At 57.3% G+C, this 23,246-nt stretch carries 20 protein-coding genes; 8 read left to right on the forward strand and 12 right to left on the reverse strand.

The window, feature by feature from the left end; all coding sequences use genetic code 11:
- The 6 genes from dhaL to AACR93_RS18730 all read right to left on the reverse strand — a co-directional run.
- Window positions 1–505: dihydroxyacetone kinase subunit DhaL (dhaL, locus tag AACR93_RS18705; RefSeq protein ID WP_043851620.1), on the reverse strand; the 505-nt coding region annotated here is incomplete at its 3' end.
- A gap of 9 nt (window positions 506–514) precedes the next feature.
- Entirely contained in the window at window positions 515–1,585 is a 1,071-nt protein-coding gene (gene dhaK / locus AACR93_RS18710) for a dihydroxyacetone kinase subunit DhaK (protein WP_043851621.1), read from the reverse strand.
- A gap of 238 nt (window positions 1,586–1,823) precedes the next feature.
- Window positions 1,824–3,182: an NCS2 family permease gene (locus tag AACR93_RS18715; protein ID WP_042032197.1), complete on the reverse strand. Its 1,359-nt coding sequence runs from the start codon at window positions 3,180–3,182 to the stop codon at window positions 1,824–1,826.
- Between the two features lie 272 nt (window positions 3,183–3,454).
- Complete coding sequence (cspE, locus tag AACR93_RS18720; protein WP_156854046.1) at window positions 3,455–3,664, reverse strand: transcription antiterminator/RNA stability regulator CspE; 210 nt, start codon at window positions 3,662–3,664, stop codon at window positions 3,455–3,457.
- Window positions 3,665–4,168: 504 nt separating this feature from the next.
- Complete coding sequence (yjbD, locus tag AACR93_RS18725) at window positions 4,169–4,453, reverse strand: DUF3811 domain-containing protein (RefSeq protein ID WP_042032196.1); 285 nt, start codon at window positions 4,451–4,453, stop codon at window positions 4,169–4,171.
- A 143-nt stretch (window positions 4,454–4,596) separates the two neighbouring features.
- Window positions 4,597–5,499 (reverse strand): cation diffusion facilitator family transporter, encoded by a 903-nt coding sequence (locus AACR93_RS18730; RefSeq protein ID WP_043851622.1) that lies wholly within the window; start codon window positions 5,497–5,499, stop codon window positions 4,597–4,599.
- 468 nt (window positions 5,500–5,967) lie between these two features.
- Here AACR93_RS18730 and AACR93_RS18735 point away from each other — a divergent pair, with 468 nt between their 5' ends.
- Window positions 5,968–6,090, forward strand: coding sequence for a hypothetical protein (locus tag AACR93_RS18735; protein ID WP_005306071.1), 123 nt, complete (start codon window positions 5,968–5,970; stop codon window positions 6,088–6,090).
- Between the two features lie 227 nt (window positions 6,091–6,317).
- On the opposite strand, the gene AACR93_RS18740 is transcribed toward AACR93_RS18735, so the two are convergent.
- Entirely contained in the window at window positions 6,318–6,896 is a 579-nt protein-coding gene (locus tag AACR93_RS18740; RefSeq protein WP_043851623.1) for a single-stranded DNA-binding protein, read from the reverse strand.
- A gap of 370 nt (window positions 6,897–7,266) precedes the next feature.
- Here AACR93_RS18740 and uvrA point away from each other — a divergent pair, with 370 nt between their 5' ends.
- The 5 genes from uvrA (at window position 7,267) to AACR93_RS18765 (ending at window position 16,618) form a co-directional block, all read left to right on the forward strand.
- Window positions 7,267–10,095 (forward strand): excinuclease ABC subunit UvrA, encoded by a 2,829-nt coding sequence (gene uvrA, locus AACR93_RS18745; protein ID WP_043851624.1) that lies wholly within the window; start codon window positions 7,267–7,269, stop codon window positions 10,093–10,095.
- 111 nt (window positions 10,096–10,206) lie between these two features.
- On the forward strand, window positions 10,207–11,880 hold the full coding sequence (locus tag AACR93_RS18750) for a sensor domain-containing diguanylate cyclase (protein ID WP_043851625.1): 1,674 nt from the start codon (window positions 10,207–10,209) through the stop codon (window positions 11,878–11,880).
- A gap of 445 nt (window positions 11,881–12,325) precedes the next feature.
- Window positions 12,326–12,919, forward strand: coding sequence for an OmpW family outer membrane protein (locus AACR93_RS18755; protein WP_043851626.1), 594 nt, complete (start codon window positions 12,326–12,328; stop codon window positions 12,917–12,919).
- A 226-nt stretch (window positions 12,920–13,145) separates the two neighbouring features.
- On the forward strand, window positions 13,146–15,125 hold the full coding sequence (locus AACR93_RS18760; RefSeq protein WP_043851627.1) for a HAMP domain-containing methyl-accepting chemotaxis protein: 1,980 nt from the start codon (window positions 13,146–13,148) through the stop codon (window positions 15,123–15,125).
- An 8-nt stretch (window positions 15,126–15,133) separates the two neighbouring features.
- Window positions 15,134–16,618, forward strand: coding sequence for an ABC transporter substrate-binding protein (locus AACR93_RS18765; RefSeq protein ID WP_043851628.1), 1,485 nt, complete (start codon window positions 15,134–15,136; stop codon window positions 16,616–16,618).
- Window positions 16,619–16,670: 52 nt separating this feature from the next.
- On the opposite strand, the gene AACR93_RS18770 is transcribed toward AACR93_RS18765, so the two are convergent.
- Window positions 16,671–17,471, reverse strand: a complete 801-nt coding sequence (locus tag AACR93_RS18770) for a GNAT family N-acetyltransferase (protein WP_043851629.1) — start codon at window positions 17,469–17,471, stop codon at window positions 16,671–16,673.
- A 334-nt stretch (window positions 17,472–17,805) separates the two neighbouring features.
- Between AACR93_RS18770 and metF the strand changes: the two genes are divergently transcribed.
- A complete protein-coding gene (gene metF / locus AACR93_RS18775) occupies window positions 17,806–18,702 on the forward strand; it encodes a methylenetetrahydrofolate reductase (protein WP_005341548.1) in 897 nt (298 codons plus the stop codon).
- A 56-nt stretch (window positions 18,703–18,758) separates the two neighbouring features.
- On the opposite strand, the gene AACR93_RS18780 is transcribed toward metF, so the two are convergent.
- Together AACR93_RS18780 and AACR93_RS18785 are read right to left on the reverse strand one after the other, a co-directional pair.
- Window positions 18,759–19,829, reverse strand: coding sequence for a DUF3103 family protein (locus tag AACR93_RS18780; RefSeq protein ID WP_043851630.1), 1,071 nt, complete (start codon window positions 19,827–19,829; stop codon window positions 18,759–18,761).
- Between the two features lie 120 nt (window positions 19,830–19,949).
- Window positions 19,950–21,125 (reverse strand): benzoate/H(+) symporter BenE family transporter, encoded by a 1,176-nt coding sequence (locus AACR93_RS18785; protein ID WP_043851631.1) that lies wholly within the window; start codon window positions 21,123–21,125, stop codon window positions 19,950–19,952.
- A gap of 122 nt (window positions 21,126–21,247) precedes the next feature.
- Between AACR93_RS18785 and AACR93_RS18790 the strand changes: the two genes are divergently transcribed.
- Entirely contained in the window at window positions 21,248–21,817 is a 570-nt protein-coding gene (locus AACR93_RS18790) for a helix-turn-helix domain-containing protein (RefSeq protein WP_043851632.1), read from the forward strand.
- Between the two features lie 9 nt (window positions 21,818–21,826).
- Here AACR93_RS18790 and AACR93_RS18795 read toward each other — a convergent pair whose 3' ends face one another.
- Together AACR93_RS18795 and AACR93_RS18800 are read right to left on the reverse strand one after the other, a co-directional pair.
- Window positions 21,827–23,023: an NnrS family protein gene (locus AACR93_RS18795; RefSeq protein WP_043851633.1), complete on the reverse strand. Its 1,197-nt coding sequence runs from the start codon at window positions 23,021–23,023 to the stop codon at window positions 21,827–21,829.
- On the reverse strand, window positions 23,004–23,246 hold a 243-nt coding region (locus AACR93_RS18800; RefSeq protein WP_231556977.1), incomplete at its 5' end, for a hypothetical protein. The genes AACR93_RS18795 and AACR93_RS18800, both read right to left, overlap by 20 nt.

Consider the following 23,246-nt stretch of genomic DNA (forward strand, 5'->3'; position numbering starts at 1 on the left):
TGGTGGCCTCGGTACCGGCTGCGGCGGCTGCTACTGCCTTGTCCAGCGCTTCATTGAGCGGCAACTCTTGCTGCTGCGCCTGTTGCAGGGCGGCCAGTGCTGGCCACCAGGCATCGCACATGGTCTTGTCACCCGGCTCGGCACGGCCGCGGGAGACGATCCCCTCGACCCCGTCACTCAGCATTTTGCACAGCTGGCTGAGGCTGAGGCTCTGGCAGGCATCGCTGCTGGCCGCGGCCCGGATAAAGAAGGTGCCGTAGAGCGGGCCGCTGGCGCCGCCGACCGAGGAGAGCAATGTCATGCCGGTGGTTTTCAGTACCTGCCCGATATCTTTGTCCGCTACCGCGGGCAGCTTTTCGGCCACTTTGGCGAAGCCGCGCTGCATGTTGAGGCCGTGGTCGCCGTCACCGATGTCGGTATCCAACGCGGTGAGGTAGTCACGTTGCTCGGTAAAGATGTGTTCGCAGTCGAGCAGCCAGTTGACGATGTGATGCTTGCTTAACATGGGTTCTCCTTAGCAGCCGCGACGCAGGGCGGGGGTGTGAACGGGGGCATCCCACAGGGTCATCAGTTCGTCATCCACCTTGAGCAGGGTGATGGAGATACCGGTCATGTCGAGGGAGGTGCAGTAGGGGCCGATCAGGTTGCGCACCAGATGGATGCCCGCCTCCTCGCACAGGGTCGCGAGGCGACCATAGACACCGTAGAGCTCTGAAATCGGGGTGCCGCCGAGGCTGTTGACCAGCGCGATGACCCGATCACCCTTGTTGAGCGGTTCGATAAAGGTGTGCTCTTCCTGCCAGCTGCCGCTGGTGCGATCCCAGTGGCGCAGGGTGCGGCCATAGGGGGTGTTGTCAGTAAGCTCGCTGAACATATCGTCCACCAGGGTATTGAGGTCGGTGAAGGGGCGACGCTCGATGCCCGGCTCGCCGTGAATACCGACGCCGAACTCCAGCTCGTTGTCCGCCAGAGTGAAGGAGGGCTTGCCAGCAGCAGGCACGGTGCAGGCATGCATGGCCACGCCTATGGTGCGGCTCTGGTTGTTGATACGACGGGCCAGCGCCTCGCAGCGCGCCAGATCGTAGCCCGCCTCGGCGGCGGCACCGACCAGCTTCTCGCACAGCACTGTAGTGGCGACGCCACGGCGACCGGCGGTGTAGAGGCTGTCTTTGACCGCGACATCGTCATCGATCAGGGCGAAGCCCACCTTGACCCCATCGCCGTGCAGCAGCTCGACCGCAGTTTCGAAGTTGAGTACGTCGCCGGTGTAGTTCTTCACCAGAAACAGCACGCCCGCGCCGCCATCAACGGCCTGACCGCACTCGTACATCTGATCCGGGGTCGGGGAGGTAAAAATCTCGCCGGGGCAGGCGCCATCCAGCATCCCTTTGCCCACCAGACCGCCGTGCATCGGCTCGTGGCCGCTACCACCGCCGGAGACCAGCGCCACCTTGCCCATCACGGGGGAGTCGGCGCGAGTGATGTAGTGGGGTTCGATACGTACCTTGAGCTCGGGGTGGGCGGCTGCCATCCCCATCAGTTGTTCACGGACCACGGCATCGACGGCATTGATCAGTTTCTTCATGGCTCACTCCTTGGCTTGCCACCGCTCGGGTGGGCAAATGGTTGATGGAGCCAGTCTAACGACAGAAAAGGGGATAAAAATGACGGTCGATTTGGTTCGGATTTGAAACAGGATTTGGTGCATTGGTGTTTCAATCTGAAACGGCGCAGGGCTGGCGGGCGGGAAACTGTTAGCTGACTCACAGCCATGAAAAAGGGCCCCGCAGGGCCCTTCGCTATAACCGGAATATGCGGACGGGTTAGATGGCCCAGCCACCGGCGTAGAAGACCACCAGCGCCACGGCGATGATGACGGTGCCGACGTTCAGCTTCTTCCACTCGGCAGCGAACAGACGACCGATGACCAGCGCTACGAAGCCCAGCATGATGCCGGTCACGATGTTGCAGGTGAGCACGATAAAGACGGCGCACAGCATGCCGGAGAGCGCATCGACCGAGTCGCTGAAGTCCAGCTTGGTGACGTTGCCCAGCATCAGCAGACCGACGTACATCAGGGCCGGTGCGGTAGCGTAAGCCGGTACCAGATAGCTCAGCGGGGAGAGGAAGATCATCAGCAGGAACAGCACGCCGACCAGCGCGGCGGTCAGACCGGTCTTGCCGCCGGCCGCGGTGCCTGCGGCAGATTCGATGTAGACGGCAGCCGGAGCACCACCTACGGCGCCCGCCACCATGCTGCTGACGGAGTCGGCAGTCAGGGCCTTGCCGCCGCTGATGATGTGGCCACGTTCGTTGATAAGGCCCGCCTGACCGGCCACGGCACGGATGGTGCCGGTGGCGTCAAACACGGCTGTCATCACCAGTGCCAGTACGGTCGGAATGACCACCGGATTGAGGGCGCCCAGCAGATCCATGCTGCCTACCAGCGAGCCCTTCTCGCCAGTCAGGCTCGGCATGGCGAAGAAGCCCTGCCAGGTTACTTTCGGGTCGAAGATAAGGCCGAGGATGGAGATGGCGATAATCACCATCAGGATGCCGCCCGGCACCTTGCGACGCTCCAGACCGAAGATGGCGGCCAGACCCAGCACAGTCATGATGACCGGGAAGGCGGTCACTTCACCCAGTTGCACCGGCAGACCGGCCCCTTCGTTCTTGATCACCATACCGACGCCGTTGGTGGCGATCAGCAGCAGGAACAGGCCGATACCGATGCCGGTGCCGTGGGCGATGCCGGAGGGGAGGTTATCCAGGATCCACTGGCGCACACCGGTGACGCTGATCAGGGTGAACAGCACCCCCATCAGGAAGATGGCGCCGAGGGCAACCGGAATGCTCAGTCCCTGACCCAGTACCAGACTGAACGCGGTAAAGGCGGTGAGGGAGATGGCGCAACCGATGGCCATCGGCAGCTTGGCCCACAGCCCCATCAGCAGGGAGCCGAAGGCGGCGATCAAACAGGTGGCCACAAACACCGGGCCCTGCTCAAAGCCGGCAGCACCCAGCATGTTCGGCACCACTATGATGCTGTAGACCATCGCCAGGAAGGTGGTCAGCCCTGCGACCAGCTCCTGACGCACGCTGCTGCCGCGCGCAGAAATGGAAAAATAAGAGTCCAGAAAGCCGCCAGTCCCTGTTTGGGCGGCCATATCTTGCTTTGCCATAACTAATCCTGAAAGTGTGAAGGAAATCGTTTGCGTTGGTGGCGCGCAAAATAGCAAGAATCTGTGACAAAAGCAGCGGATAACTGGAATTTTTCCTCAAGATCTCTACATGAGAAGCCATTCGAAGCTTGTTTGGAGACTCAATTGATAAGAGACAGCGAAAAATAGATCGGAGCTGGTGAGGTGCGGGGAGGGGATGGCGGTGAGCAGATAGCAAAAAACCCGCCTTGGCGGGTTTTTTCATTCAGACCGGACAGTTGCCCGGGCGTGAATTACAGAGCTACTACGTTGGCAGCAGCCGGGCCTTTCTGGCCTTGCTCGATGGTGAACTCAACGCGCTGACCTTCGTCCAGGGTTTTGAAACCCGGGGTCTGGATGGCGGAGAAGTGAACGAACACATCTTTGCTGCCATCAACCGGGGAGATGAAACCAAAACCTTTCTCGGAGTTGAAGAACTTAACGGTACCAGTCACTTTAGACATAATAATTTCTCTTAAATTTAGTGTTAGAAATGCCATCAAATGGCAAATTTGATTTTTCGTCAGCAATACGTATGGGAAGCACTAAAGAAGGAGAATTATTCGTCAAGCATCATCGAAATAATACCTGCACTAATCACTGCTTTACTAAAATGACTGCCTAACATAATCAGGACTGAACTGCCGAACTATCGCTGACGATTAGAACACGCACTCTTTTTTAAAGCAAATGTTATCTCGTTCTTAACGTTTTATCGTGAATTTAACCTGATGCAGTAAAAAACAAACGTGATGTATATCAATCGGATAGGCGCATGCTTTGTGCTTTTTCCATGAAGAAATAATTTTCCCGGGATGGCGTGGCAAGCAAAGTAACGGCGTAAAACGACGGTTCCTGGCGGGATCAAAAATAACATTCCCGTTTGGGGATTATCAGTCTCTTGCGAGACACAAAAAAAAACCGCCTCGCACAGGGCGAGGCGGCTCTTGCATCAGAATCTGGATTGCTCAGCGTTTGCTGCGAAATTTGTTGCTGACCGAATCTATCCAGCTGAAGGTTTCTGGCAATGCCTGATTCTTGGCGCGTTCTTTGGCTTTCTCCCGCGCCAGCTTGGAGGCTGCCTTGGCCGCTTCGGCGCGGTCGGCCACAATCTTCAGGCGACCCTCTTCGCGGATTTTGTTCCGCTCGCCATTGGTCAGCTGGTGATCGGCATTGGCTTGCGCCTTTTGCAGCATCAGGGCTATCTCGGCTTTTTCGGCCTCGGTCAGATCTTTCATTTCCAGCTTTTTCATGGTGCGCTCCTGCGGCAGGGTGTCAGCCACCCTAACACAGTTGTCATATCGCGCCCCCATGCAATCGCCGTTATGCCGAACAAAGACTTGATTGTGTGACTTCGCCGGATGTTTGCGACCTTTTCCTGCCAGTTCGTCGTATTTCAGCTGAGAGTGAGCTGCGCTTCTGTCAGTGCCTCATCCGGTTCGACATGGATCAGCACGATGGCGTGGGGCAGCTCTGCCATGATGGCGTGCTCGATCCGGTCGCAGATATCGTGGGCTTCACCAATGCTCATCTCGGGTGGCAGGGTGAGGTGAAAGTCGATATGGCGGCGGCGTCCGGCACGGCGACTGCGCAGGTCGTGGAAGCCGCTGGCGCTCGGACAGCATTCGGTAATGATGCGGCTGGTCATTGCCAGCTCTTCCGGGCTCATGCTCTCGTCGATCAGGGGCTGGAAGGCCTCATTGAGCATGCCGATCGCCTCTCTGACGATAAACAGGGCAACCCCGATGGCGACCAGTGGGTCGAGTATGGCGAGAGAGTGGCCAAACAGACCGGCCAGCCAGATCCCGCCAAGACCGACCGCAACACCGGCAGAGGTGAGCACATCCGCCTTGAGATGCAGAGCGTCAGCCGCCAGTGCAACCGACTCCTCTTCCCGGGCCACCTTGTAGAGGTAGGCCGAGACACCGCTGTTGACCAGCGCCGAGATCACCATCACCAGTACACCCCAGCCGATGCTTTCGATGGCGGTTGGTTGCAGGATTTTGTCGACAGCCTCGAAGATGATCCAGCCCGCGGCGAGCAGGATCAGCAGCGCTTCGATGACGCCGGAGACGTTCTCTATCTTGTCGTGACCATAGGGGTGGCGATCATCGGGAGGCAGATCGGACTTTTTCACGGCGAACAGGGCGATCAGGGCGGCCACCAGATCCATGGCGGAGTGGATGGCCTCCGAGATAATACTGACCGAGCCGCTGGCAAATCCGGCCACCAGTTTCATGGTGATCAGGCTGATATTGGAACAGACCGATACCATGGCTGCTCTGGTTTTTCTGCTCATGAGACTATTTCCTGAATAAATAGCTGACTTTCCGATGTGGCCGGCCATTATATAGAGTTGTTCGGAAATAACCTATTCAGGGTTGTAACTTCATGTTTCCGGTGATATTGAGAATGCTTATTAAAATTGTGGCGCTTAAATGGATTGAATATTTATAAGCAGTTCCTTCTCTGCCGGATTTTATTATTCGTCAATTTTTCATGAGGTTGTTCTGAGAATATCAGTGGAACAACATTTAATAATGCGAATAACTCTTTTTTGGTCTTTCATGCCGGCCCTATTCCCTTGTATGGAACAGGGGCTTTATGAGACGGAGAATGAGGCTGGATCCGGACGCATATGGGGGGTATGCTGGGTCTGGTGATGGTCAGATGCCATCGCATATAGCGTACTGAAGTTGATGATTCGGATGACATGCTGGCTCCCTTGAGGAACCAACTGTCTGGGTAACATTTTTGGAGTTTGATGATGAGTAACAAAGAACATCACAACGGCAAAGATGCCAAGAAAAAACCGCAGATGTCACTGAAAGAGAAACGCGAAGCCAAACGTCAGAAAGCAGAACTGAAAAATGGCAGCGCAATGAAGTAACGCTCCCTTACTGCTGTTCCTTCGGAGCCAGTACAAAGCCAGCCTGTGATGGGCTGGCTTTTATGTTTCCGGCCCGCAGACAATGTCGCGATTATTCCCCCCGAAACCGCAACCTTTGGTATCCATCCCTGACGGGAAATAAACAGGTTTTCTCCAGAACAGTGACAGCTGTGATATGGATATAAAAAAGCCCTGATTAATCAGGGCTTTTTTGATCTTGCGACGGCTTAGAACGGAATGTCGTCGTCGAAATCCATCGGCGGCTCGTTGTAGACCGGCGGGGCAGACTGGGGCTGCTGGGCCGGACGGCCGTAGCCACCCTGTTGCTGTATGTTTTGCTGCGGTGCGGCGGCCGGACGCTGCTGGTTCATCGGCTGCTGCATGGCTTGCTGCGGTTGACCCCAGCCACCTTGCTGGCCACCCATGTTCTGGCCCATGCCCTGACCGCCTTGCGGACGGCCACCCAGCATCTGCATGACGCCGGTGAAGCTGTCGACCAGCACTTCAGTGGTGTAGCGCTCCTGGCCACTCTGATCTTGCCATTTGCGAGTCTGCAGTTTGCCTTCAACATAGACCTGGGAGCCTTTCTTCAGGTACTCGCCAGCCACTTCGGCCAGCTTGCCCATGAAGACGACGCGGTGCCACTCGGTGCGCTCTTTCTGCTCACCGGTCTGCTTGTCGCGCCAGGTTTCAGAGGTGGCCAGAGTAATGTTGGTCACAGCACCGCCACTCGGCATGTAGCGTACTTCCGGGTCTTGCCCGAGGTTACCGATCAGAATGACTTTATTGATGCCTCGACTGGCCATAATCTCTCTTCCACCTTTATATTCCGGTCAGGCAAGGCCTGGACCCACTAAATAAGTTACCGCGCTTTTTCCATGACCATGTCGTTATCATATTGAACAGCATGGTTTTTCTATAACCGTTGCAGCAATCAGAGTGCTCGTTTCGCATGTTCTGATTCAGGTTTAGCCCCCAATAGTAACAGTTGATCACTCTGCGGGCGAGCGCTTGCTGGTGTGGATTGAGGGCAAACTCGCCGCCTTGGTCAGGGTGTGACGAAGGGGCTATCCATCGTAAAAAAGGATAACGGCGATAGATAATGCCTGTCTATTCATCCAGTAGTCTCTATGCCATACTGACTCGCTCAGGTTTCCGTATCGAGCGTGCAACAAGATGGAAAAGATCGTGGTCCGGGGTGCTCGCACCCACAACCTCAAGAACATCAATCTGACCCTGCCCCGCGACAAGCTGATCGTGGTCACCGGCCTCTCCGGCTCGGGCAAGTCCTCTCTGGCGTTCGATACCCTCTATGCCGAGGGGCAGCGCCGCTATGTGGAGTCCCTCTCCGCCTATGCCCGCCAGTTCCTCTCCCTGATGGAGAAGCCTGACGTCGACCATATCGAGGGGCTCTCGCCCGCTATTTCCATCGAGCAGAAGTCCACTTCTCATAACCCGCGCTCGACCGTCGGCACCATCACCGAAATCTACGACTACCTGCGTCTGTTGTTCGCCCGGGTCGGTGAGCCACGCTGCCCGACCCACGCCATTCCGCTCGCCGCCCAGACCATCAGCCAGATGGTGGATCAGGTGCTGGCTCAGCCGGAAGGGAGCAAGCTGATGCTGCTGGCCCCGGTAGTGCGCGATCGCAAGGGTGAGCACACCAAGCTGCTGGAAAATCTGGCGGCCCAGGGCTACATCCGTGCCCGTATCGACGGCGAGGTGTGCGATCTCTCCGACCCGCCCGCGTTGGAGCTGCACAAGAAGCACACCATCGAGGTGGTGGTAGACCGCTTCAAGGTGCGCGATGACCTTGCCTTGCGTTTGGCCGAGTCGTTCGAGACGGCGCTGACCCTCTCCGGCGGCATCGTGCTGGTGGTGCCGATGGACGGCGAAGAGGGGGTTGCTCCCATGACCTTCTCCGCCAACTTCGCCTGCCCAGAGTGCGGCTACTCCATGTCTGAGCTGGAGCCTCGCATCTTCTCCTTCAACAACCCGGCCGGTGCTTGCCCTACCTGCGACGGCCTCGGGGTGCAGCAATATTTCGATCCGGCCAAAGTGATCGGCGATCCGGCCATAAGTCTGGCCAACGGCGCCATCCGTGGCTGGGACAAGCGCAGCTTCTACTATTTCCAGATGCTCAAATCCCTCTCCGAGCACTACAAGTTCGATCTGGAGACGCCGTGGGAAGATCTGCCCCTCAAGACCCAGGAGGTGATCCTGCGCGGCTCCGGTCGCACCGAGATCGAGTTCCGCTACATGAACGATCGCGGCGACGTGGTGGTGCGCAAGCACCCGTTCGAGGGGATCCTGCACAACATGGAGCGGCGCTACCGGGAGACCGAGTCCAACTCGGTGCGTGAAGAGCTCTCCAAATACATCGCCAACAAATCCTGTACCAGCTGCGGTGGTAGCCGACTGCGGGAAGAGGCGCGCCACGTCTTCGTCGACAACCGCAACCTGCCGGCCATAGCCGAGCAGTCCATCGGTGATGCGCTCGCCTTCTTCGAAGGGTTGAACCTCACCGGCCAGCGTGCCCAGATTGCCGAGAAGATCCTCAAAGAGATCGTCGAGCGACTCGGCTTCCTGGTGAACGTGGGCCTCAACTACCTGAGCCTGTCGCGCAGTGCCGAGACTCTCTCAGGCGGCGAAGCGCAACGCATTAGACTGGCCAGCCAGATTGGTGCCGGTCTGGTGGGGGTGATGTACGTGCTGGATGAGCCCTCCATCGGCCTGCACCAGCGCGACAACGAGCGGCTGCTCAAGACCCTCACTCACCTGCGCGATCTCGGCAACACGGTGATCGTGGTGGAGCACGACGAGGACGCCATCCGCCTCGCGGACCATGTGCTCGACATCGGCCCGGGAGCCGGGGTGCACGGCGGGGCCATCGTCGCCCAGGGCACGCCGGAAGAGATCATCAATAATCCCGAGTCACTCACCGGTGACTACCTCTCCGGTCGCAAGCAGATCGCCATCCCGGTCGAGCGCACTCCGCTCACTGGCAAGTGGCTGAAACTAAAGGGGGCGAGCGGCAATAACCTGCGCAACGTCAACCTGGATCTGCCCATCGGGGTGATGACCTGTGTCACCGGCGTCTCCGGCTCCGGCAAGTCGACCCTGATCAATGACACTCTGTTCCGCATCGCCCACCGCGAGCTCAACAAGGCCACCGAATCCACGCCGGCGCCTTATCGCAGCGTGGAGGGGCTGGAGCATCTGGACAAGGTGGTGGATATCGACCAGAGCCCCATCGGCCGGACCCCGCGCTCCAACCCGGCCACCTACACCGGCCTGTTCACCCCGATCCGCGAGTTGCTCTCCGGCACCCAGGAAGCGCGCTCGCGCGGTTACCAGCCGGGCCGCTTCTCCTTCAACGTGAAGGGGGGCCGTTGCGAGGCGTGCCAGGGGGATGGGGTCATTAAAGTGGAGATGCACTTCCTGCCGGATGTCTACGTGCCGTGCGACGTCTGCAAGGGCAAACGCTACAACCGCGAGACCCTGGAGGTGAAGTACAAGGGCAAGAACATCCACGAAATCCTCGAGATGACGGTGGAAGATGCCCGCGAGTTCTTCGATCCGGTGCCGGCGGTGGCGCGCAAGCTGCAGACCCTGATGGATGTGGGCCTCTCCTATATCCGCCTCGGCCAGTCGGCCACCACCTTGTCTGGCGGTGAGGCGCAGCGGGTCAAGCTGGCGCGCGAGCTCTCCAAGCGGGATACCGGTCAGACCCTCTATATCCTGGACGAGCCGACCACCGGGCTGCACTTCCACGACATCCAGCAGTTGCTCAAGGTACTGCACCAGTTGCGGGATCGCGGCAACACCATCGTTATCATCGAACACAATCTGGATGTCATCAAAACCGCCGACTGGATCGTCGATCTGGGACCGGAGGGGGGCGCTGGTGGTGGCCGCATTCTGGTGACGGGGACCCCGGAGGAGATTTGCACCAATAAAGAGTCTCATACAGCACGCTTTTTACGGCCCCTGCTGGAGCGATAAACCGTTATAATCGTGGGGCCTTGGGCCCCTTTTTTATGATGAAAATCGGGAGCGTGGAGGTTTCGGGCGGTGCGTGGCATCGCAGCATCACTGCAATGGATATGTCGGTTTATGGCTCAGGCTTCGCGCACCATCGATCATCAGTTGGCTTACTCCATGTTTCCTGTCTGGCTGGGCGCCATCTTGTTGCTGTTGATCGTGATGGCCTGGGCTCAGGTGCCAGCCGCCAACCGCATTGAAGATCAGCGGATGAGGGAACATTTGCTCCGGGTCAGCCGGGTGGTGCAGGCCGATCTGGCCTCGCTGAATGCCTTGAGTCGTGACTGGGGGCTTTGGGATGATAGCTACCGCTTTATGGCCAGCAAGAAGCGCGCTTACATTGAATCCAATCTGCTCAATGACATGCCGATGCAGGACTTCAGCCTCAACCTGATGAGCTTTATGGATCTCAATGGTTATGAGGTCTGGACCCGGACCCTGTTGCCCGATGCTCCCGGTGTCAATCCGGATCAGTTTCCCTACTTTCTTGACGAGTTGAAAAGAGAGCTGAGAGAGCAGTCATTGGCGCTGGGCGGGGGCAATCTACACGGGATCCGCGCTTCCCAGTGGGGTCCTTTAATGTATGCGTGGCAGCCCATTCGGGATAGCAAGGGGGCATCCACGTTCAACGGCTTCTTGCTGCTCTTGCGCTGGCTCGACAAGAGCTATCTTGGCGAGGTATCGGAGCGCACCGCTCTGCCGTTGGCCATTACCCATATCAATACAGATCTCTCCGCTTCGTTTACGCCGCTGGGGCCACAAATGACCTATCGCCTGACCAATCTGGGTCTGGCGCGTCTTCGGGGAGAGGTTCGCCTGTTGAGCAGTGAGCGTCACCCTGTGCTGACTCTACAAATCGAAGAGGAGCGGACGGTTTTGAGCGGTGTACTTGAGGGGGCCCTCTGGACCTTCGTTGGCATGCTGGTTATCAGCTTCATCTGTGTCACCATCGCCATGTCCCGATTGAAGGCTATCGTACTGACTCCCCTGCAGCAGTTGGTTGCGGCGTTGCAGCGCTTTGGCGATAAACCGGATGCAGGCTTGATCCCGGAGATCGACAGCAGTGTCGAGATGGCCATGCTGAGCGGCAAGTTTCGAGAAATGGCCAGCAAGGTGAGTGAACAGCATGATCAGCTGTTGGCGAGATCGAATCGGATGGAAGCGGCCGCCTTCACCGATCCGTTGACCCGCTGTTTTAACCGGCGTTATCTGGATGAGTGGTTGCAATCCCATGTTGCGACCCCTTGCCTGTTGCTACTGCTCGATCTCGATCACTTCAAACGGATCAACGACGAGCTGGGGCACGATATCGGTGATCTGGTGCTGGGTCAGCTGGCCGAGTTGCTGCGTAAACTGGTCGCTGGCGAGAGTGAGCCTCTTGTCAGGTTGGGGGGAGAGGAGTTTCTGCTGCTGTTGCAGGTAGAAGAAGAACAAGAGGTGGCCCTGCGCGTCGAATACATCCGCCAGCGCATTGCTCAGCACCGTTTTGGCCGTGAGGATCTGCCACTGTGGTTGACGGTTTCCGCGGGATATTGCAGTTACCCGCTGCATAGCGGGATGCAGGATTCATTCTGGAGCCATAGCTTCAAGCTGGCCGATATGGCGCTCTATCAGGCCAAACAGGGGGGCCGCAACCAGTGGCGAGGTTATTCGGGGAGAGTGCCTGATGGTGCTGTTGGTCAATCCGCTGAACAGCTCGCGCATAGTTTGCTGTTAACCGAGCGGATGTCAACGAGTCGCGGTTAACCCTGGCGCACGAGCACAAGGTAGGCTATCGCAAACATGAAACCGAACAGGATAAAGAGAAAGGAACCTATTCCCCAGATGGCAGCAAGTATGGCTCCCACCTTTTGCCACCTAGACTGATTCTTCATAAATAAACCATTACTTCCTGATAACTTGCGCGCCGCAAAAATACGCTTTTTTACATTGATTAACAACAAGGCTTCGAGGGGAATTGCCCAGATAAGGTGTTATTGAATTGCACCTTAAGCGAAGCGGTATTGTCATCAAGGCGACGCTATCGAGGCTTTTGGCTTTTCGAGAGGGGGATGAAACGAATCGCAAAGATGTCAGCGCAATCAATTTATTTCTGTGCAACCTTTGCTCCAAGTCAATAACTTTGCATTTACAAGGATCTATAGTCAGCAGGCTTACAGCATCAAATGAAAACAAAAAAAGGGATTACGTGATGAAAAAATTACTTCCTCTGATGATTGCCGCTGCAGTGACCTCTCCTTTCGCCATGGCCCACCAGGCTGGCGACATTCTGGTTCGTGGCGGTCTGGCCGTTGTATCTCCGCAAGATAGCGGCAACGCTTTTGAAATCAACGACAATGCCCAGCTTGGCTTGACGCTGACCTATATGGCTACCGATAACTTCGGGGTTGAGCTGCTGGCTGCGACGCCGTTCTCTCACTCAGTAAAAATGGGTGATACCGAAGTGGCCAAGGTCAAACACTTGCCGCCAACTCTGATGGCTCAGTACTACTTTGGCGATGCCCAGAGCAAGGTTCGCCCGTATGTTGGTGTCGGTGTCAACTACACCACCTTCTTTGATGAGAAGGGCCGTGGTCCTCTGAGCAACAGCGATGTGAGCCTAGATGATTCTTGGGGTGTTGCAGGGCAAGTCGGTATCGATATGGCTATCACTGACCGCTGGTTCGTGAACGGTTCTGCCTGGATCATGGATATCGACACTGATGTACATGTAGATGGTGGTGCTGGTATCAAGACCAAGATTGACCCTATGGTCTTTATGATTGGCGCAGGCTACCGTTTCTGATGATCTGATTCTGACGACCCTTTGCTCTGGGGCCGTAGAAAATAGCAATGTACGTCTCTTTCAGCCCGGCTTGTGCCGGGCTTTTTTGTCCCCGCTATTGCCACTGATTGTGATCCCGCCCCATACAAATCAATTAAATACCCAAGCCTGGTTTCAGTAATTAGCCACCCCCGCCGATAGTGACTATGTTCACTTTACCTTTCCCCCAATGAGTGAGGATGTCTCCATGGGTTTATCTATTGTGCAGCGGATCATCGCAGGATTCGTGTTGATGCTGCTGTTGCTGATCCTGCTTGGCGTGATCAGTACTTTCAAAATCAAAGGGATCAACGAGGGTCTATCGGCTGTCTCCGATCGGGCAACGCCACTGGTTGTCGCCGTCGCGGGTCTCAAGGGGGCGTTGCAGGATAGCAACCGTTGGGTGCTGATTTACCGTACCAGCGAAGAGGGGGGTCAGTTGCCACAGCTGGCCAGCCAGTTCAAAGAGCAGCAGAACCGTTTTGCCCAGCTCAGTCAGGAGATGGGCAAATTTACCGACGTGGCGGATGCCCGAGCCCGTTTTCAGCAGGTCGAAAATGCAACTCGCCAGTTCTACTCGCTGGCGGATCAGGTGCTTGCCCAGCATGGCCAATGGGTCAGTGCGCTGGATCGGCGCCGCAAGCTGGAGATGGCGTTTATCCGCCTCGAAGATACCTACCAGTGGGCTGCCGACTTGCTGCTGCAACAGACGGCCAGCAAACGCTCCATGCGCAACAAGGCTGAGCTGATTACCTCTGGTATTGCCCGTGATTTGAAGAACATTCGCCGTGCCGATGCCAAGACCGACCTGAACGAGTTGGAGAAAGTGCTGAGCAAGGATATCGAGATGGCCCGCAAGCGGCTGGAGCGGGTGCTGGTACCTGATGATGTGAAAGCCCGTTTCGTCGCCAATCTGGATCGGATGAAGGAGCTGGCACTTGGCCCGCAGGGCCTGCTGGCAACCATGCGTCAGGCCCAGCAATTGGAGTTGTCACTGGCAAGCCAGAACCAGCAGCTCGATGCCAGCTTGATCAACAGCCTGAACCTGCTCGATGAGATGGGTAAATCCGCGAGTGCAATTGCCAGTGAAAGCCGGGTCAATGCCGATGCGGCGGTCACCAGCGCCAGTTTCTGGATCCTGGTGGTTGCTGCCATCTCTGCCGGTGCAGCACTGGTGATTGGTTATACCACCACCCGCAGTATTCAGCGGCCGTTACAGATGATCGACAAGGAGCTGAGCTACATGGCGGCCGGTGATATGACCCGCCGCATCAACTATCGCAGCAGTTGCGAGTTTGGCAGTCTCTCCCGATCTATAGATACGCTGGCGGGCAAGACCGGGGAGCTGCTCTCCCAAATCAATGCGGGATCCCGCCATCTGGTGGATGAAGCGAGCCGGGCGGCCGAGATCAGCGAGCGAGCCATGTCGCGGGTACAGGAGCAGAAGAGCCAGACCGATCAGGTCGCTGCTGCCATCACCGAACTTGAAGTGAGTGCGACCGAGGTTGCCCGCTCCACCGATGGTACCAAGCGCGAGGTGGATCTGGCGGATGAAGAGGCCCGCAGTGGCCGCCAGAAAGTGGCGACTACCCGCCGAATTACCGAACAACTGGCCGGTGCCATGGAGGAGGCCGTAGGAATCACCTACAAGCTGGGCGAGTTCAGCAACAATATCGGCAGCATTCTCGATGTGATCCGCAGCATTGCCGAACAGACTAACCTGTTGGCGCTGAACGCCGCTATCGAGGCGGCCCGGGCCGGCGATGCTGGTCGCGGCTTTGCGGTGGTCGCTGATGAAGTGCGGGCATTGGCCAATCGCACCCAGACGTCGACCGAGGAGATCCAGGCGATGATCGAGAACCTGCAGAGCTCCAGCAAACACGTTGTCGAAGTTATGGGGCGCAGTCAGGAGCAGACCCAGAACTGTGTCGAGCAGACTCGCGAGATGGATAGTGCACTGCAATCCATTGCCGATCGGATGGGAGCCATCAAGTCGATGGCGGATCAGGTGGCGCACGCCGCTCAGGAGCAAATCTCGGTCAGCCAGGGGGTGGCTCGCCATATCTCGGGTATTGCCGAGGTGGCGTACGAGACGGAGCGCGAGGCGCGTGAGTCGGCCAGCAGCAGCGAAGTGCTGGCCGAACTGGTCGCCAAGCAGCAGCAACTGATTGCACATTTCAAGGTCTAGGAGGGCTTATGTCTAAAAAGTGGATTGGAGCCCTGAGTCTCCTGTTGTGTGGCCAGTTGATGGCCAGTGAGTTGGTGATAGAGAGCTGGCGTACCGATGACAAGGCATTGTGGGAACAGAAGATAATCCCGGCATTCGAAGCGTCACATCCCGGTATCAAGGTAAGTTTTCACCCGGTGCAGAACGTCAACTACATGCCGACCCTGTGGGAAAACCTGAAAGGGGGCAAGGCCGGTGACCTCATCACCTGTCGCCCGTTTGATGATTCGCTGGCGCTGTTCAAGGCGGGTCATTTAGCTGAGCTGACCGAGATGGCCGGAATGGAAAACTTTCCGAGCTTTGCCCAGTCGCCCTGGCAGACTGACTCCGGCGCCCAGACCTTCTGCGTACCCATGGCGTCGGTTATCCATGGTTTCTTCTACAACAAGAAGATTCTCAGCGAGCTGGGGCTGGCCGTACCGCAAACTCGCGATGAGTTCTTTGCTGTGCTCGACAAGGTGAAGGCGGATGGCCGCTATGTGCCGCTTGCCATGAGTGGTTCCGAGAGCTGGGTTGCCTCCGAACTGGGTTTCCAGAACATCGGCCCCAATTACTGGAAGGGTGAGGATGGACGACTGGCGTTGATTGGCGGGCAGGAACGGCTCGACAATCCGCAATATGTGAAGGTGTTCGACGAGCTGGCTCGCTGGCACGACTATCTTGGCGAGGGGGCCGAGATCCGTGATTATGCGACCAGCAACGAGCTGTTTACCTCCGGCAAGGCCGCTTTCTATGTGGCTGGCTCCTGGGAGATTGCACCTTTTACCGGCAAGGTTGATTTCGGCGTGATGCGTTCGCCAGTGGCGAAACGGGGAGATGGCTGTTTCTTTACCGATCACACCGACATCGGCATGGGGATGAATCCGGCCAGCAAGAACAAAGAGGGGGCAATGGCTTTCCTGCAGTGGCTGACAACCCCGCAGTTTGCCGAGCTCTATACCAATTCGCTGCCGGGATTTTTCTCCCTCTCCAACCACTTCTTTGATGTCACCAATCCGGCGGCAAGGGAGATGATGGGGTGGCGCGATCAGTGTGACTCGACCATTCGCGTGGCGACCCAGATCCTCTCTCGTGGTACTCCCAAGCTGGGGGATGAGCTGGCGGAAGTGAGTCAGGCAGTGTTGCTCGGCAAGATGGAGCCCAAGGCTGCCGCAGAGCGGTTGGAGAATGGCCTCAAAGGGTGGTATGCCCCCCATCAGGGCAACAAGGCCAAGGGGCAGGATTGTCAGTGTGATGCTATCGCACCGGCTGCGGCAGTTTCCGCGGCCCCTGCAACGACCGACACTCCTGCTGCACCTGCACCTGCACCTGCACCTGCACCTGCACCTGCACCTGCACCAGTGGCATCGGTTGCTCCTGCTCAGCCAGCGTCGTCTGCTGCCGCGTCACAACCTGCATCCCCCCATGAGGTGGAGCAGGCGCTCTCCAAAGAGCTGGAAGCGCCTCAGCAATAGCTGGGTTTGTAAAAGGAACGGGAGGCATCAGCCTCCCGTTTTTGTTGCTGCTCTACCGAGGTTCATGGGGCCAGCGGCAAAGGCTGCCGATGCGGGCGACCGGAGTGAAACCCAGCGAACGGTAGATCCGCTGTGCGTGGTAGTGCTCGTCGGCCACTATGATCAGCTGTTCGACGCGAGTCAGCCCGTGTTGGGCAACCTGGCTCAGCAGTTGGCGGCAGAGCCCCTGATTACGCCATTTCCGGTGAGTTCTCACCAACTGAAAGCGCCCCAACTTATCGGTAAAGAAGAGACCGCAGCTGGCAACCAGTTGCTCATCCAGCCAGACCCCCCACCAGTTACCCAGGCCATCGGCGATCATTGCCTGATAGAGCTCTCTGCGGGAGTGAAGGTAGGAGAGATAACTCTCCTTTGAATGGGCTTCATCCCGCTCATGGAGCTCGAAGTCTATCCACTCCTGCCAGTCAGCAGGCTTGAATGCACGCACTTCGGCATGGGAAATAGCGCTATCGGATATTTGCCAGCCATCCTTGTCGAGTGCCAGAACAACGCACTCCAGATACTGATATCCGGTAGTGACGAAGCCGGCGACCCGGCTGTTCTGCCCTTCGGCCAGTGGCCACTGGAAAGTTCGGTGCTGGATCCTGGGATCCTGGCCAATCAGCTGATCGAATGCGGCTTCCAGCCATCCTTTATCCCTGTCACTGGGGGGAGAGGCAAGCAGCAGATAGTTGCCAAAGTAGTAGTCGGGAGCATCCGGAGTGCGCACGGCCCAGAACTGATCGTGCCGGGTGACCTCGCCCTGATAGCGATCAAACAGCAAGTCGGTGGCAAAGCCGGGGTGGGTATCCATGATGGTGCTCCTGCGAAGATTCAATCTTTTATCGGCAGGTGCAGGAAGAAGTAGATAAAAAGGGGCCGGAGAATTGATTCTCCGGCCAAACAATCACACGCAGATTCAGAACGTCCAGGACGATCCGTCGTCTATCATAACTCGCTCGGGATAATTTTGGGATGAGGAGTTCCGCTTAGTCATTGATTAATTTGTAACGATGAGTTTCATCTGACGGTGTTTGTGAAATGACAGTTGACTTTATATTGCTTTGCTCATAAATATAGAGACGTTTAGACGTCCAAACATCCGTTTTGGCGTGCGTAGATGGATTGCAGGACAGGGAGAAGAGCAGATGGGATTTCACAGTGCACGTCAGGTTGAAGCGCTCAACCAGAGTCTGGCAGATTTGAATGGCGATATATCGGTCAGTTTCGAGTTTTTCCCGCCCAACAGCGAAGGGATGGAAAACACGCTCTGGCAGTCCATTGAGCGACTGAAAGTGCTGGAACCCAAGTTTGTCTCCGTGACCTACGGCGCTAATTCCGGCACTCGGGATCGCACTCACAAGGTGATCAAGGATATCAAGGAGCGCACCGGTCTGATCGCGGCACCTCACCTGACCTGTATCGATGCCAGCCGCGACGAACTGCGTACCATTGCCCGCGATTACTGGAACAGCGGTATCCGCCATATTGTGGCGCTGCGTGGTGACCTGCCTCAGGGGTTGGAGAAGCCCGAGATGTATGCCACCGATCTGGTTGCTCTGCTCAAGGCTGAAGCTGACTTCGATATCTCGGTGGCGGCCTATCCGGAAGGCCACCCGGAGGCGAAGAGCGCCCAGTCGGATCTGCTCAACCTCAAGCGCAAGATCGATGCCGGTGCCAACCGTGCGATTACCCAGTTCTTCTTCGATGTGGAGACCTATCTGCGTTTTCGGGATCGTTGTGCCGCTATCGGTATTGATGCCGAAATCGTGCCGGGGATCCTGCCGGTCTCCAACTACCAGACCCTGGCCAAGTTTGCCGGCTTCACCAACGTGAAGATCCCGCGCTGGATGCATCAGCGTTTTGAAGGGTTGGAGAACGACCAGATGACTCGTAATCTGGTGGGGGCGAGTATCGCCATCGATCAGGTACGGGTGCTGAGTCAGGAAGGGGTCAAGGATTTCCACTTCTATACCCTGAACCGATCCGAATTAACCTATGCCATCTGCCACACCCTTGGGGTGCGACCGAAAGGTCAGCCGTAATCGGCAGAGGGATAAAAAGCCAATGAGTCGCTCATTGGCTTTTTTATGGCTACCCGTCAGGGTCTGGTCGGGGCGATCTCTTTCGGCTCGAGATCGATCACCGCATTGCCTGCCGCTCCCGGATACTGATGATAACTCTGGTCCTGCTCCAGGGTGTAGAAGGTATCCAGATAGTCATCGTCGTTGGTCATCCAGGAGTCGGGCAGTGCCTTGACGATACGACCACCCAGATCGAGGAAGGGGAGGCCCTCCGGCACTCCGCCAGCGGTAAAGCCGAGCTTGAGCGCCTCAATCAGCAGGTCGGCCAGCTCCTTGTAGTTGACGTTGTCATCCTGCTCCATCATCACGATATCAACCGCACCCCAGCGGTAGCGATCCCAGTAAACCAGGATCTGGTTGGGGGTGTAGTCGGTATTGTCATAGTCGAGGTAGGGCATATCGACGATATCGACCACGGGTTCATCCCGACTGGGGTTGACCCCAGCGACGACGGCATAAACCTCGGCAGCACCGAGCAGCCATGGCTCCTGATCATCTTTCAGTCTGATCTTTTTCAGGATGCTGGTTTTGAGCGGTGCAGTGCTGGCAGAAGCCTTGGGTTGGGGGGCTGCCTGCATATCGGCCGCGGCAAACGCCTTGCGCATCACCTGCAGACCGGCATTTTTGGCTTTCACCGGATCTGCTTCGACCACGAGCACGGGTCGGGCCGGTGCCTTGTCGACATCCAGATAGACCGGATTGCCAGCGCTGTCGAACGCTTCGATGGCACTCCAGCTCTTCTCATCACCGCTCGGGACATAGGCGACCAGCGGTTCAACCCCCTGTTGCAAGGCGGCAGCCTGTTCCGGGTTGGCCAGTCGCAGCTGCATCAACTGCTTCACTTCCCCGTCGAGCCCTTGTCGGGCGATCGCTGCCTGATTGGCATCTGTTGCTTGCCGTTTAAGGCGGGTGGGCGCTTTCTTCAACAACTCGGGCAGCGGGCTTTGGTACTGAGGATTGCTTACCAGAGGCAGCAAACTCTTCTGTTGTAGCGCGAGCTGGCGCGCCAGCTCCCGATCCGTATCGGCAGCCTGGACGCTCGTGGCGCCCAGTATGGCCAGCAATAACAAGACAGCCTGATTTTTCATTTTTATTCTCCGTTATATGAACCTGACAGGCGGCAAATTGGGAAGAAGATACCGCCTGATGCCACTAGATTAAAATTAGTTTCAGTTGTGAACTATTTTGTACGGAGAGTGTGGAATGGTTCACGGTTTGTGATCCAATTGATTCCTTTGTCGATAAATTTGGATGCCATAGAGCCCCATGCCGATGAGCAGTCCCCAGCAGGCGGCAGCGATGCCGAGCAGGTTGATCCCAGAAGCTGTGATGATGAAGGTCAGCAGGGCGGCCTCACGGGCATCGTCGTGTTGCAATGCGGTGTGCAGGCTGCTGCCGATGGTGCCGAGCAGGGCCAGCCCAGCGACACAGGTCACCAGTGTCGCCGGGAAGGCTGTGAACAGCGCCGCCACCGTGGCCCCGAAACAGCCGGTCAGCAGATAGAAGCAGCCAGCCCACACTGCCGCGGGCCAGCGCCGGTTGGCATCCGGATCCACCTCTTTTCCCATGCAGATGGCAGCGGTGATGGCCGCCAGGTTGAAGGCGTAACCGCCGAATGGAGCCAGCAGCAGACCGGTCAGGCCGGTCCAGGTGATGAGAGATGAGGTGGCGGGTTGATAGCCGTGGGCCCGTAGAATGGTAATGCCCGGCATGTTCTGGGAGGTCATGGTGACGATGAACAGTGGCAGAGCGATACCGAACAGGGCACTAAGGGAGAACTCTGGCCAGATCATGACCGGGCTGCCCAGTTGCCAGTGAATGGTGTCAAGCTGCAGCTCTCCTCTCAACAGGCTGATGAGGATGCCGACTGCCAACACCAGTACCATGGTATAGCGTGGCCAGAGATGGCGGCCGAGCAGGAACGCCAGCAGCAGACTGCCGAGCAGCAAGGGATCTGCCGGCGCGACTTTGAACAGATCCAGCCCGAATTTGAGCAGTACCCCGGCAAGCATGGCCGCTGCCAGCTGGGCGGGGATATGACGCATTAGCCGATCGAACCAGCCGCTGATGCCGCACAAGGTGATCAGCAGGGAAGAGATAATGAAGGCGCCGATGGCCTCGGCCAGGGGGAAGTTACCCAGGCTGGTGATGAGCAGGGCGGCCCCGGGGGTCGACCAGGCGGTCAAGACGGGGATGCGGTAATAGAGGGAGAGGCCGATGCAGCTGATGCCCATGCCGATACCCAGCGTCCATAACCAGGATGTGAGCTGGGCAGCATCGGCCCCCGCTGCCGTGGCTGCCTGAATGATCAGGATGACCGAACTGGTATAACCGACCATCACGGCGATGAAGCCGGCGACCAGATGGGGAAGGGCAAAGGGCATATAACGTCCTTGTGGGGTTGTGGCGGTTTGTGCGTTATTACGTACAATATTGCACCAGACTATATTGATGTGCGTTATAACGCACAAGGCAATTAATATTAGGTGCAATTAAAGAGGCAGTCATGCAAGAGGTGAATCAGCATCTGGCACAACGTCTGAAGGGTTTACGCAGTGAACTGGGCTGGAGCCTGGATGTAGCGGCGCGCGAAACGGGTGTCAGCAAGGCGATGCTGGGCCAGATTGAACGGGGGGAGTCGAGCCCGACGGTGGCTACCCTGTGGAAGATTGCCACCGGCTTTCGGGTCTCTTTCTCCAGCTTCATCGCGCCGACCCCGGCAGAGCAGGGGGAAGTGCTCTATCGCATCGCAGATGCGATTCGCCAGCAGCCGGCGGGAGAGGGCATGCAGGTCGCCCCTCTCTTCCCTTATGAGAGGCGCTTTGGATTCGAACTGTTTGAGCTGACGCTGTTGCCCGGTTATCAGCGAGAATCAGAACCCCATGAGCCCGGAGTGACCGAGCATGTCATCGTCATCAGCGGCCAGATGGACGTGCTGGTGGAGGGAGAGTGGCGTTCCTTGACACAGGGAGAGGCGGTGCGTTTTGCGGCTGATCGCCCTCATGGCTATCGCAATCAGGGGGTGGCCCCGGCTATCTTCCACAATCTGATCCACTATCCGGCCAGCAGGTCTTGAGCTGGTGGCTCAGCCAGGTCTCCCATCTGCACGACGGCTGGTCAGTATGGGGGCATAGACCCAGACAAACAGACCATACGCCAGGCTCCAGGCCAGGCCGCTGAGGTTCCAGCCGTGCAGGGTATAGGCAGGCCAGAGTAGCGGGATCACGACCCTGAGCATGGCTGCCATGATCACCAGCACGAAAGCGCACTGGATCCTGCGCCCCACCTGCAAAGCCCGGCCACTGTGACCAAGGGAAACCCGGGCTATCATCCCCAGAATCATGGTCCCCATGCAGCCAGCACTGAGCAGATGGCTGGCCAGCGACAGACTGATGGGCAGGCCGGCTACCAGCGCACCAAGGGCGAACAATCCAAGTGGGATAAACAGGTAGGCGAGGTGCAGCGACCACAAGAGAGGCTGGCCAAGAGTGGACGGCAGTCGCCAACGCAACTGGCGCCACAGATGCAAAACGGCAGCCACTATATATAGAGGGAACATATAGATGCTGGTGGTCCACTGTGTGGGTAGCAGCAGCCAGCTCACCAGGATGAGCCACAGCGTGGCAAGGGCTGCACGCTCCAGCCAGAGAATAGGAACAGCTTTTTCCATCCCGGTGGCTCTGGCGGTAAAGAAGGCGATGACTCGCCCTCCCATCACGGCGATCAGGTTCGTAAACAAGAGCGCAGCGGTAATGAACAGATGTTCCATATCTACCCACTGTGCCTGCCACAGCCAGCTGGCAGCGTTGAGCAGGGTCAGAACAACCAGTAGAGGCACAAAGAAGAGGTTGCGCCATTGTTTAGTCTGCACGATAGGTTTGGCCAGATACCAAGCGCAAAGCGGCAGCCAGAGCAGGTCTGCCGCCATCAAGAAGGAATTGTGTTCGCCCAGCCAGGGCAGCAAAGTTCTCGGCAATGCCCACAGCACTACGATCAGCACTAGCGGCCAGCTTCTAACCCCGGGGTGAGCGGTCCAGTTTTGCACTGCGGTCAGTAGAAATCCTGCAACAATTGCTGCTCCGAAGCCAAACAACATCTCGTGAGCATGCCACCAGATGGGATTGCCAATCCCCGGCAAGACTAACCAGCCATTGAGCTGCCCAAGCCAGCCCAGCATTGCCAATGTAGAGAACAAGGCGCCGAGCAGGAAGAAAGGCCGAAACCCGAGGCGGAACAGAGGAACAATTTTCTCCTCTTTGCGGCTATCCAGGATCTGATGCATGACGAAACCATAATTGAACATTTGAAAAGCTAATTATAAATTGACTTTTCAAATGTTCAATTAAAACCGATGTGCTGATAAGGGCAAGAAGTGAGAGGGCTGTGATAAACCGTGGCAGGTAGCCTGATTTGGCTATTGAGGTGCCTGCAGCAAGCTGATTTCGCCGGTTAAATATGCTGGTTGGTGGCTTTGTGAGCGAACGGACAGCGAAAGCCATCTTTTT

It is taken from the genome of Aeromonas sp. L_1B5_3, assembly GCF_963866575.1.
Taxonomy (GTDB): Bacteria; Pseudomonadota; Gammaproteobacteria; order Enterobacterales; family Aeromonadaceae; genus Aeromonas; species Aeromonas jandaei.